Below are 12,008 nucleotides of genomic sequence, written 5' to 3' on the forward strand. Positions count from 1 at the left end.
TTACGGGTGAAAGATTATTTTACTTTATTTAAGATTTTTCTTAATTAAAACAAAGGAGATAAGTCAAATTCCTGCCGTTATCCATTCTACTTAAGCCAAATATCTTTTCGTTCAACGCGCGGGCCGAGAAAACAGGCATAAGTCAGGCTGCTTTTCTTTGCGCCATTGACGATTGTCGTATAGCTTTAATCTATCAATTAAATGATATTTCATGGGCATTTGCATTGATATTTCCGATTAATCCCAGAAGGATTGATCGATAAAATATATTGATATACGATGATACGCTAGCCATTCATCCTGTGGCATAAAAATGAACATCCAACTCGAAGCTGACTTTATTAGTAGCTATGTTTTTCAACCTGTTTACTCAATGGAGGGTAGCCTGTTGGCGGTGGAAATGTTGAGCCGTTTCAACAGTCTAGACGGTGATTTAGCCATGCCGGCCGAAATTGGGATTAATTTATTGGCCCCTGAACAAAGGATTGAGTTATTTAATGAGCAATTGAAACTGGCGGAACGGCATGCTGCCTGGTTTACCGGTAACAGCGTGCAATTGACCATCAATATCGAAGAAACCATCGTCGAGCTTATTCTTTCCGATCCGGCGCTGTGCCAATGGATCAGGCAATACCCTTTTATTGCATTTGAAATGAGTGAGAGTTTTCCGAATCTTTCGGCCGGGAAGAACAACCCGAGCGTGCAGCGATTAAGCGAAATGTTTACGCTGTGGCTCGATGATTTTGGTTCCGGCAAAGCAACGTTGACCGCGTTGTACGATGGCTTGTTTGACTACGTTAAGATTGATAAGCGTTTTTATTGGCAGCTGTTTACCCATCAGGGGTATGACGTCGTCATCGACTCGTTGTTAAAGAATATCAATCTGTTGTGTAAAGGCGTGATCGTCGGAGGAATAGAGAAAAAAGAGTACTTTAATAAACTCAGATACGCCGGTGTTTTAGGCCTGCAAGGTTTTTTATGGCCCAGCGTTGGTGTGGATAATCTGCAATCTTTGCTGGCGATGCCCAGCGAATTCAATAATTAAGAAGTGATATAAAAAACTACACACAATGGGTAAATAATGGCGGGATGTTTATCCTGACTCCGTCGCCGTTATTCACCATCGTTTTTTGCTGATAACCGCGTTTGTCAGCCGGCGTTAAACCGCGCTTCCTTCGTTGGGGGAAGCGCACCCCCTCGCATCCGTCCTGGCGACAGGCGGATGCGTTCTCCCTGCATTCCTTCGGTGTTAATCCGCCCATTCAGGCTCTACACTACGCTGAAACGGAGGGCCTATGCCGCAGTTCGATAACGCTTATTACCAACAGTTACCCGGTTTTTACACCGCCCTGAACCCGACGCCGCTCAAGGATGCGCGCCTGCTGTACCATAGCGAGCCGCTGGCGCGCGAGCTGGGGCTGGATGAAAGCTGGTTTACTCAGGATAAAACCCCGATTTGGGCGGGGGAAACGCTGCTGCCGGGCATGCAGCCGCTGGCGCAGGTGTACAGCGGCCACCAGTTCGGCGTCTGGGCCGGGCAACTGGGCGATGGTCGCGGCATTTTGCTTGGCGAACAGCGCCTGGCGGACGGCAGCCACCGCGACTGGCACCTGAAGGGCGCCGGGCTGACGCCGTATTCGCGCATGGGGGATGGGCGCGCGGTGCTGCGCTCGGTTATCCGCGAGTTTCTGGCCTCCGAGGCGCTGCATCATCTGGGGATCCCCACCACCCGGGCGTTGACGATCGTCACCAGCGGCCAACCGGTGTTCCGCGAGCAGCCGGAACGCGGCGCGATGCTGCTGCGGGTGGCGGAAAGCCATGTGCGCTTCGGCCACTTCGAACACTTTTACTACCGCAAACAGCCGGAGCAGGTGCGGCAGCTGGCGGATTTCGTCATCGCTCGTCACTGGCCGCAGCTGCAGGATCAGGCCGATCGCTATCTGTTGTGGTTTACCGACGTGGTCGAACGCACGGCGCGCCTGATCGCCCATTGGCAAACCGTCGGCTTCGCTCATGGCGTGATGAACACCGACAACATGTCGATTCTTGGCATCACCATCGATTACGGCCCCTACGGCTTCCTCGATGACTACCAGCCCGGCTATATCTGCAACCACTCCGACCATCAGGGGCGCTACGCTTTCGACAATCAACCGGCGGTGGCGCTGTGGAACCTGCATCGCCTGGCACAAACCCTGTCGGGGTTGATGAGCACCGAACAGCTGCAGCAGGCGCTGGCGGCGTATGAACCGGCACTGATGCGCGCTTATGGCGAACAGATGCGCGCCAAACTCGGCTTCTTCACGCCGACGGCGCAGGATAACGACGTGCTTACCGGCCTGTTGAGCCTGATGGCGCAGGAAGGACGGGACTATACCCGCACGTTCCGCCTGTTGAGCGACACCGAGCAGCAGCAGGCGCAGTCGCCGCTGCGCGACGAGTTTATCGACCGTGCGGCGTTCGACGCCTGGTATCAGCAGTATCGCCAGCGCCTGCAGCAGGAGCAGGTGAGCGATGCGGAGCGGCAACGGGCGATGAAGGCGGTGAACCCGCGTTTGATTCTGCGCAACTATCTGGCGCAGCAGGCGATTGAGGATGCCGAGAAAGACGACGCGGGCCGTTTGCAGCGCTTGCATCAGGCCTTGCTGCGGCCATTCGACGAGGCGCCGGAGTATGACGATCTCGCTGCGCTGCCGCCGGATTGGGGCAAGCATCTGGAGATTTCCTGCTCCAGCTGAGATGAAAAAGGGCGCCTAATGGCGCCCTTGAATTTTTATTGCCGCAGATAGACCTGCGGCAGCGGCGCTTCGGGATGATGCACCACGCCGAGATCGGCCTGATACCAGCGGGTGAGAATGTCTGCCTGCAGCACCTCCTGCGGCGTGCCGCTTGCCACCAGGCGGCCCTGATGCAACAGCAGAATGCGATCGGCGTACAGCGCGGCCAGATTGAGATCGTGCAGCACGCAGCAGACGCCCAGCGGCTGTTGGCGCGTCAGCGAGCGCAGCAAGCGTAGGGTGTGCTGCTGGTGGTACAGATCCAGCGCCGAGGTTGGCTCGTCGAGAAACAGCCAGGCGGGTGACGGCTGCGGTTGCCACAGCTGCGCCAACACCCGCGCCAGCTGTACCCGCTGCTGTTCGCCGCCGGAAAGCTGACGGTAGTCGCGCTGCGCCAGCGCCAGGCAGTCGGTTTGTTCCATCACCTGTTGGATCGCCTGATGCTGGTCGCGTTTACCGTGCGGCGCCCGCCCCATGCTGACCACTTCTTCCACGCTGAAAGGAAACGCCAGATCGCTGTATTGACGCATCACGGCCCGGACTTTGGCCAATTGCTGCGGCGCCCAGTGTTCCAGCGGGCGGTCAAGCAGCCGGCATTCGCCGCAGTCCGGCGTCAGATAGCCGGTCAGCAAGCGCAGCAGCGTCGATTTGCCGGCGCCGTTAGGGCCGATAATCGCCACCATCTCACCGCTAGCGAGGCTCAGCGAAACGTCGTTGATCAAGCGGCGCACGCCGAGGCTGTAGCGCAGCTCCCGGGCCGTCAGGCAGGCGGCGTTATCCACCGGTTCGCTCCCGCTGGCGCATCACCAGCCACAAGAAGTAAGGACCGCCGATCAGGCTGGTCATCAGCCCCACCGGCATTTCGGCCGGCGCCACCAGCGTGCGCGCCAGCGTGTCGCTGACCAACAGCAGGCAGGCGCCGCCTAGTGCGGAGCAGGGCAGCAGCCAGCGGTGATCGCCGCCGAGGCGCATGCGCACCAGATGCGGCACCACCAGACCGACGAAGCCGATCACGCCGCTCATCGCCACCGCCGCGCCGATCAGCAGCGCGCTCAACAGCAGCAGCTGCAGCTTGGCGCGCTGGACGTTCACCCCAAGGTAGTGGGCCTCTTCGTCTCCCAGCTGCAGCAGGTTCAACCGACGCGCCTGCAGCAGCGTCAGCAGCGCCGTGGGCAGGATCAGCGAGGCGGAAACGGCCAGCGTCGGCCATTGCGACTGGCTGAGGCTGCCCATCATCCACAGCGAGAATTGGCGCAGCTGTTGATCGCTACTGACGTAAGAAAGCACGCCGATGGCTGCCATGCACAGGGCGTTGATGGCGATGCCCGCCAGCAGCAGGCGCGACAGATTGCCGTGCCCGCTGCGGCTGATGCCGTAGATCAACAACGACACCAGCAGGCTGCCGAGGAACGCCGCCAGCATGTGGCCGTACAGCGCGATCGTCACCGGCAACGCCAGCGGCATCACGATGAACAGCGCGACAAACAGCGCGCCGCCGCTGCTGATGCCCAGCAGGCTCGGATCCGCCAGCGGGTTGCGGAACAGCCCCTGCATCACCGCGCCGGACACCGCCAACGCGCAGCCGATCACCACCGCCAGCAACACGCGCGGCAGGCGGATATTCAGCCAGATGTGCCAGGCGGCATCGCTGAACGGTTCGCGCCACAGGGTGCGAAACGACAGCGTCAGCGCGCCGAGATTGGCGGCGACCAGCGCCAGCAGCGTCAACAGCACCAGCAGGCCGATAATGGCCAGCTGCGGCGAGGTGCGACAGCGCATTACTTTTGCTCCGCCGCGTGACGCAGTTTGGCCAACGCCGCCGGCGTTTCAAGGCCGAAGCCCAGCAGCGCCATGTCATCGACGATCAGCACGCGCCGCTGTTTGCCCGCCGGCGTCAGCGCCAGGCCCGGCAGCGTCCACAGCTGCTGCTCACCGCCGAGGGTGCGCACGCCGTCGGTAGTGACCAGCAGCAGGTCCGGCGCGCTGGCGATCACGCCTTCCTGCGACAGCGGACGGTAGCGGTCAAAGCCCTGCATGGCGTTTTTCAATCCCGCGGCGGCGATCACCGCGTCGGCGGCGGTATGCTGCCCGGCGGCCATTGGCGTGATGCCGCCGTGGCTCATCACGAACAACACCTTTACCGGTAGCGGGGTGGTATCGACCGCCGCCAGCTGTTGTTGATAGCGCTGGCTCAGCCGCTTGCCTTGCTCAACGCGCTGCAGTGCGGCGGCGATAGCGGCGATTTTCTGCGGCACCGCCTGCAGGGTGGTGTCGCCCGGCACGCTGACCACGTTGACGCCGCTGTCCGCCAGCTGTTTGAGCACCAGCGCCGGCTGCGCCAGCTCGGTCGTCAACACCAGCGTCGGCTTCAGCGCCAGAATGCCTTCGGCGTTCAGCTGGCGCATATAGCCGACGTCAGGCAGCTTTTTCACCGCTTCCGGATTCAGGCTGGTGCTGTCGCGGGCGATCACGTCGTCGCCGGCGCCGAGCGCGAAGGCGATTTCCGTCACGTCGCCGCCGATCGAGACGATGCGCTGCGCCGCTGCCGCAGTGAGCGGCAGCGTCAGCGTCATCATCAGCGCCAGGCGGCGGATCAAGGATGATTTCATGCGGCGATGTCCTTGGGAGCAAGCGCGGCGACCTGCTCGCGCCACTGGGTTTGTTCCGGCTGGCCTTCGGTGCGTTGGCCGTACAGCTGCGCAATCTGCGTGCCGTCTGCGGCGAACAGCTCCAGGCTGGTGACGATGCCGTCCTTGGTGGGTTTGCGAGTGATCCAGCTTTCGGCGATGGCGTCTTCGATCAGGTGCAGCGTGAAGCGGCGGTTGAATACGTTGATCCAGCCTTCCTGCGGCATCAGACGTTCGATCTGGCCGGTGAAGATCTGTACGCAGCCGCGGTTGCCGACGAAGATCATGATCTCATTTTGCAGTTGCTGCGCCGCTTCCAGCAGCTGCGACAGCGCGCTGTTGTCCACCTGATAGGCCAGATCGTCGCCGACGGCGCGGAATGCCTGCTGGCGCGTCAGCTTGTTGCGGCTGAGCAGCTGGAAAAACTGGTGAACGTCGGTCATTGCGCGCCATTCACCGTCGATTTTGGCATGATCCTGCGTCGTTTCATCTGCGGTGCTCGCCTCGGCGGGCTGCAGCGCCAGCGCCGGGTTTTCATCGCTCAGGTGGCGTTCCACCAGCGCCATCCAGGCCGGCAGATCGGTTTCCTCGGTGGTGTAGACCTTGTGTAGCGCATCGCCCTGTTGATCGAAGAACTGGATGCTGTGGCGCACGCCGCGCTTGTTGGTTTCGCTCATGGCGAAAACGCTGGTCCAGTGGTTGAGGAACAGACGCAGATCCAGTTCGCGCGGGTTGAGGATCAGCCCGGCGTGGCCGTTGAGGTGCTGATTGCGGTAGCGGCCCATCTGCTCATGCACCGCATAGCTGTTGCGAGTGATGGACTTGGTGACGCCCACCTGCTCGAGTTCGGTGAGCAGGGTGCGAGCGTCGGCCTGCAGGCGGCGGGCGTCGTGGCCGACGCGAGCGTGCGTCAGCTCCGCTTCGCTGACGCCGAGCAGCGCCGCCAGATCGCGAGCGTATTTGCCGGGATGGTCGATTTTAGCCTGTTGGTAGCGTTCGTACAGGGTGTTGCTCATGCGGGATTCTCCTGCGCTGTGATGCGAACGGCGGACACGTCGGTGTCCGCCAGATAGTCAAATGATCACCACTGGTAGCTGACCAGCAGTTTGGCGTTGCGGCCATCCTGCGGGACGCCCTGCGGCGAGTAATATTCTTTGTCGAAGGCGTTGCCCAGCACCACGGTGGTGGTGACGCCCTGCAGGCGGTCGCGGCCCTTGTAGCTCAGATAGAAGTCGTTGACGCCGTAACCGCCTTGTTCTGGAGACCCGGCTGGTACGCGGGTGGCGCGTTCGGCGAAGGTGGCGACCCAACCGGCGGACAGGCCGGTTTCGCCCAACGGCACGTCCAGCGAGCTGGTGACGGTGTCCGGGCTGATGTCGGCCAGCCAATCGCCGCTTTTCGCGTTCAGCTCGCCATTGCGTGACTTGTCCTTACCGCGCGTACGGTTGTAGGCCAGATCCCAGTTAAACCACTGGGTCTGGTAGTTAAGCGAGGTGTCCCAACCCCAGATCTTGGCGCGGGAGATATTGGTTGAAGCGGTTTGCGTGCGGGTGACGTACAGGCTGATGTAGTCCTTGGCGTCGGTGTCGAAATAGCTAGCCTTGAATTGCAGGCTGTCATCCGCCATCAGCAGATCGTCGAAGCGCAGGCCGAAACCGGCTTCGGTGGTGCTGGTGGTTTCCGGCCGCAGATTCGGGTTAGGCACCCAATAGTTGCCGGGGAAGTGGCGCGAATCGTTGTACATCTCGCCCATGGTTGGGGCGCGGAAGGCCTGGGAATAGGAGCCGAACAGCATCAGCCAGTCAGTCGGCGAGTAGCTCAGCGCGCCACGGGAAGACCATTTGTCGGCCTTGACGTCATCATGGCCCTGGCTGCTGCCCTTATAATCGTCATAGCGGGTGCCGGCCAGCACGGTGACCGGAATGTCGCGCAGCGTAATTTCATCCTGCAGCCAACCGGAGGCGAAGTTGATCTTGGCCTGCGGGAAGCTGGTGGTAGCGCCGCCCGGCTGCTGTTTCTGTTGATAAACCTCGGAGCCGTAGGTCAACAGGTGCGACGCGAAACTGTCGGCGAACAGGCGCGTGCGGTTTTCCAGCTTGCCGCCGTTGGTGGTCTGCTTGCGGAATTCGTCGGTCGCACCGGCGTTGTGCGCGTTGATTTTGACTTCCGAGGTGTACAGTCTGGCGGTGGCGTCCAGCCAATCCTGGCCGACCGGCTTGAGCTTATAGCTCAGAGCGGCGTCGCGCTGGATGGTGGAACGGTTAGTCATCGGGTTGCCGCTAGAGCTGCCCGGCGTTTGCGGGTTTTTCGGCTCTTGGGCGTCGTTGTTGTAATAACGCAGATCGCCGCTCAGCGACTGGTTGTCGTCGATCTTCCAGGTGCCTTTGGCCAGCACGTTACTGATGGTTTCATCGTTAGGGGCGTCAAAACCGTTGCCCTGGCGCAGATTGCCGACGTCGCGGGTGCCGAACGACAGCAGGCCGTCGAGGTTATCGGTCTTGCCGTAGGCGCTGGCGCCCATGCCCAGACTGTGATCGCCGGTGCCGGCGGTGCCGTAGACGCGGAACCCGGTATCGTGGCCCGGCAGCAGCAGATCGGCGGCATCGACGGTCTCGTAGGCGATGACGCCACCCAGTGCGCCGCTGCCGTACAGCAACGCAGAGGGGCCGCGCACGATTTCAATGCGCTTCACCAGCGCCGGATCGAGGAAGGTGCCGCCGATGTGGCCGGTATCGGTCCCTTGGCGAATGCCGTCGACCAGCGTCAGCACGCCGTTCTTGCCATAGCCGCGCATCGTCACATCCTGGCCGTTGCTGCGCCCGGTGCCGTTGACAGTGATGCCCGGCACGCGCCGCAGCATATCGGCGGCGGAGGTGGCGGTCTGGCTTTCCGGCGAATTGCCTTCGATCACCGTGACCATCATCGGCGCTTCAAAGCTGCTGCGTTGGTTGCCGGTGGCGACCACGGTCATGGTCTCGTCGGCGGCTTTGGCTTTTTTCGACTGCGCCGCGTTGGAGGAAGATGTTGTGCTGGTGTTTTGTGCCAAGGCCACCGTAGGCAGAGCGCAGGCAATCGCCAGACTCAAAGCGGAAAAACGCAGCCGGGTGGAAAATGTCAGAGGCATGGTGCAACTCTCCGTATGTAATAAAACATATCAATAGATTTGCTGGCTGCCTGGATCAAAAGATCGGGGTGGCTGGCGTTTGAGGATTCTGTGGTTATTTGGTCAGGATCAATTTCCCGGCTTTGGTCTGCCGCAGTTGATAGCGCTGGCCCTGATGGGTAATGAACGCGATGCCGTCGGCGCCGAGCAGCTGTGCGCTGTCGTAGCTGGGCGGCGCGTTTGCGCTGTGCTCGTTCGGGGCCGCGGCGGCGGGGGAAGGCGTGTTGGCTGTATCCATCATCATTGTGCTTATAAAACAGACCATTAAATGGTAATTAATATCAAACTGAGAATCATTATCATGTGAAGGAAAGGTTACATCAAGGAAAATTTTCTTACCGATGGAACCTTTTTGCCGTATGGGCATCTGGCGGCGGGCCGAGCGCGTTCGGCCCGCAAAAAAAGAGGATTATTTCAGCAGGGTTTCGATACGGTCGAATAGACGCTCGGGTTTGGTGATCGGCGCAAAACGCGTGACGCGCTGGCCGTCGGCGGTCAGCAGGAATTTGGTGAAGTTCCACTTGATGCGGCGACTGCCGAGAATGCCGGGCGCCAGGCGTTTCAGCTCATTGAACAGCGGGTGCGCGCCGGGGCCGTTGACCTCTATCTTGCTGAACAGCGGAAAGCTGACGCCGTAGTTGAGGCTGCAAAAGTTGGCGATCTCCAGCGGGCTGCCGGGTTCCTGAGAACCAAACTGGTTGCAGGGGAAGCCGAGAACCATCAACCCGCGCTCGCGATAGTATTGCCACAGATTTTCCAGCCCGCGGTATTGCGGGGTGAAGCCACACTTGCTGGCGGTGTTGACCACCAGGTAAGCGCGCGCCGGGAAATCGCCCAGCGTTTTTTGCTCGCCCTGCAGCGTGACGCAGGGAATGGATAACAGAGAGTGAATCATGCCGGGGCTCCCAGTGCATTTCGGCGGGTGCTAAAGCGTTGCAATCAGTATAGATGAGCAGGTCGGGATGAATAAAGCCGGGGCAAGGCCCCGGCCTGTGCGGCGTTAGAAACGGCTATCGACCGCATCCGCCAGCATCGCCAACAGCTGTTCGCTGTCGGACCAGCTCAGGCAAGGATCGGTGATCGACTGGCCATAGGTCAACGGCTGGCCGGCGACGATTTTCTGCGTGCCTTCCACCAGGAAGCTTTCGGCCATCACGCCGGTGATGGCGGCGGAGCCGGCGCGGATCTGCTGGCAGACGTTGTCGGCCACTTCCAACTGGCGGCGATGCATTTTCTGACAGTTGCCGTGGCTGAAGTCGATCACCAGGTGCTCCGGCAGATCGAACTCGCGCAGGCTGTCGCAGGCGGCGGCGATATCGCTGGCGTGGTAGTTCGGCGTCTTGCCGCCGCGCATGATGATATGGCCGTACGGGTTGCCGCTGGTCTGGTAGATGGTCATCTGACCATGTTTGTCCGGCGACAGGAACATGTGCCCGGCGCGCGCCGCGCGAATGGCGTCGATGGCGATGCGGGTGTTGCCGTCGGTACCGTTTTTGAAGCCGACCGGGCAGGAGAGCGCCGAGGCCATTTCACGGTGGATCTGGCTTTCGGTGGTGCGCGCGCCGATGGCGCCCCAGCTGATCAGGTCGGCGATATATTGGCCGACCACCATGTCCAGGAATTCGGTGGCGGTCGGCAGGCCGAGCTGGTTCACTTCCAGCAGCAGGCGGCGCGCCATTTCGATGCCGCGGTTCACCTGGAAAGTGCCGTCCAGCGCCGGATCGGAGATCAGGCCTTTCCAGCCAACGACGGTGCGCGGTTTTTCGAAATAGGTGCGCATCACGATCTCCAGGCGGTCCTGGTAACGTTCGCGCAGGGCGTTCAGCCGGCCGGCGTAATCGACGGCGGCGTCGAGATCGTGAATGGAGCAGGGGCCGATCACCACCAGCAGGCGGCGATCTTCGCCGGTGAGGATTTTTTCAATGCGTTTGCGTGACGCTGTCACGTTATCGGCGACGGCCGCCGAGATCGGCAGCTTGTCTGCCAACGCTTGCGGCGTGACGAGGCTGTCGATGCGCGCGGTCCGCAGTTCATCTGTTTTGTGCATGTTGTTCCCTGGAAACTGTTCTTCTCTGCGGCAGGAGTGCCGGGAAGTGATGGCGATCACAATAACGCAAAAAGCGCTGAATTCAACCGTAGAGATTGCGTTCTGTTGATCAAAGCCGCGAAAAAAAGCACAAAAAAATCAGCTGCTGCTGAAATAAACGGCAGGTGGCGGGGCGCGACGGCCCCGCAAGGGAAAGATCAGAACATGCGGCGGCTCATGCCGAGGATATCGAGGATTTTGGTGGAGATCTCTTCGACCGAATAGTTGGTGGTATTGAGGTAGCGGATTTGGTTTTTGCGGAACAGCGCCTCGACCTCGGCGATCTCCATGCGGCACTGGCGCAATGAAGCGTAGCGGCTGTTTTCACGCCGTTCTTCGCGGATCGCCGCCAGGCGCTCCGGATCGATGGTCAGACCGAATAATTTATGCTGAAACGGTTTCAGCGAGGCCGGCAGGTGCAAATTGTCCATATCGTCGGCGATAAACGGATAGTTGGCGGCGCGGATGCCGAACTGCATCGCCAGATAGAGGCTGGTGGGGGTTTTGCCGCAGCGCGACACGCCCAGCAGGATCACCTGCGCCTGATCGAGGTTGCGCAGCGAAATGCCGTCGTCATGTGCCAGGGTATAGTCGATGGCGGCAATGCGCGCGTCGTACTTACCGAGGTTGCTGGCGGTCAGGCCGTGGGTGCGGTTCGGCACCGGCGTCGGCTCCACCTCCAGCTCACCCTGCAGCGGGCCGACCAGCGCCTGCACGATATCCTGGCAGAAGCCCTGGCTCTGAACGATCACGTCGCGCACTTCCGGCGAGATGATGGAGTAAAACACCAGCGGACGCACGCCAGTTTCATTATAGATATCATCGATTTGCTGGCGAACTGCGCGAGCGCGCGCCTCGGTTTCGACAAACGGCAGGGTGTACGTGGTCGCCGTGACCGGAAACTGCGACAGCACCGCGTGCCCCAGCACTTCGGCGGTGATCGCCGTACCATCCGAAATATAAAAAACGCTTCTTTCCACCCGAGGCTCCTTACCTGAAAACGGTGTTCCTGCTGTCATCACTGCCAATATCATGGGCCGCAGAGGATCCGTCGGTAAAGGGGCGAGGGAAAAAATTGTGACGGCAGGGCGGTAAACCGCCTTTCGGCGGCAGGTGAAAAAAAGCGCGCCCTGGCGGCGGTAAAAATCGCGGTGCAACGACGCTTTGCATCTGAAACGCAAATTTGCCGCTATTTTCAACAAAAACGGTAGCGTTTGCGCGGTCATTAAAACAGAAGTTTAAAAAGAGCGTAATTTGTTGAGAACTAAGCTTTTCGTGCGATTGGGAACGGTTCCCAGCCAAATCAGCCGGTTAGGACATTCTCTTAAAAACCACTTTCTTCAGTGGGTTGATCG

11 protein-coding genes are annotated in these 12,008 nt (G+C 60.2%); 2 read left to right on the forward strand and 9 right to left on the reverse strand.

All coding sequences use genetic code 11. The features are described 5' to 3' along the window. Positions 1 to 313: 313 nt before the first annotated feature. Together AAIE04_RS18605 and AAIE04_RS18610 are read left to right on the forward strand one after the other, a co-directional pair. Entirely contained in the window at positions 314 to 1,045 is a 732-nt protein-coding gene (locus AAIE04_RS18605; protein ID WP_063919349.1) for an EAL domain-containing protein, read from the forward strand. A 250-nt stretch (positions 1,046 to 1,295) separates the two neighbouring features. Then, complete coding sequence (locus tag AAIE04_RS18610) at positions 1,296 to 2,738, forward strand: protein adenylyltransferase SelO (protein ID WP_197667547.1); 1,443 nt, start codon at positions 1,296 to 1,298, stop codon at positions 2,736 to 2,738. Positions 2,739 to 2,773: 35 nt separating this feature from the next. Here AAIE04_RS18610 and AAIE04_RS18615 read toward each other — a convergent pair whose 3' ends face one another. The 9 genes from AAIE04_RS18615 to ppsR form a co-directional block, all read right to left on the reverse strand. Next, positions 2,774 to 3,559, reverse strand: a complete 786-nt coding sequence (locus AAIE04_RS18615) for a heme ABC transporter ATP-binding protein (protein ID WP_019456014.1) — start codon at positions 3,557 to 3,559, stop codon at positions 2,774 to 2,776. Further along, positions 3,552 to 4,556: a FecCD family ABC transporter permease gene (locus AAIE04_RS18620; RefSeq protein WP_016927948.1), complete on the reverse strand. Its 1,005-nt coding sequence runs from the start codon at positions 4,554 to 4,556 to the stop codon at positions 3,552 to 3,554. Before AAIE04_RS18620 ends, AAIE04_RS18615 begins: the two co-directional genes overlap by 8 nt. Further along, on the reverse strand, positions 4,556 to 5,386 hold the full coding sequence (locus AAIE04_RS18625) for a heme/hemin ABC transporter substrate-binding protein (protein ID WP_498577503.1): 831 nt from the start codon (positions 5,384 to 5,386) through the stop codon (positions 4,556 to 4,558). Before AAIE04_RS18625 ends, AAIE04_RS18620 begins: the two co-directional genes overlap by 1 nt. Beyond that, positions 5,383 to 6,420, reverse strand: a complete 1,038-nt coding sequence (locus tag AAIE04_RS18630) for a hemin-degrading factor (RefSeq protein ID WP_498577504.1) — start codon at positions 6,418 to 6,420, stop codon at positions 5,383 to 5,385. The genes AAIE04_RS18625 and AAIE04_RS18630 overlap by 4 nt, the downstream gene beginning before the upstream one ends. A gap of 65 nt (positions 6,421 to 6,485) precedes the next feature. Next, a complete protein-coding gene (locus tag AAIE04_RS18635; RefSeq protein ID WP_498577505.1) occupies positions 6,486 to 8,528 on the reverse strand; it encodes a TonB-dependent hemoglobin/transferrin/lactoferrin family receptor in 2,043 nt (680 codons plus the stop codon). 94 nt (positions 8,529 to 8,622) lie between these two features. Continuing rightward, positions 8,623 to 8,805 (reverse strand): hemin uptake protein HemP, encoded by a 183-nt coding sequence (gene hemP, locus AAIE04_RS18640; RefSeq protein WP_154746131.1) that lies wholly within the window; start codon positions 8,803 to 8,805, stop codon positions 8,623 to 8,625. Between the two features lie 171 nt (positions 8,806 to 8,976). After that, on the reverse strand, positions 8,977 to 9,462 hold the full coding sequence (locus AAIE04_RS18645) for a glutathione peroxidase (protein WP_019456010.1): 486 nt from the start codon (positions 9,460 to 9,462) through the stop codon (positions 8,977 to 8,979). Positions 9,463 to 9,567: 105 nt separating this feature from the next. After that, a complete protein-coding gene (locus tag AAIE04_RS18650) occupies positions 9,568 to 10,614 on the reverse strand; it encodes a 3-deoxy-7-phosphoheptulonate synthase (protein ID WP_004931381.1) in 1,047 nt (348 codons plus the stop codon). Positions 10,615 to 10,811: 197 nt separating this feature from the next. Beyond that, positions 10,812 to 11,672, reverse strand: a complete 861-nt coding sequence (gene ppsR / locus AAIE04_RS18655; protein WP_049239973.1) for a posphoenolpyruvate synthetase regulatory kinase/phosphorylase PpsR — start codon at positions 11,670 to 11,672, stop codon at positions 10,812 to 10,814. Positions 11,673 to 12,008: the final 336 nt, after the last annotated feature.

The organism is Serratia sp. Ae19-1 (genome assembly GCF_059801225.1).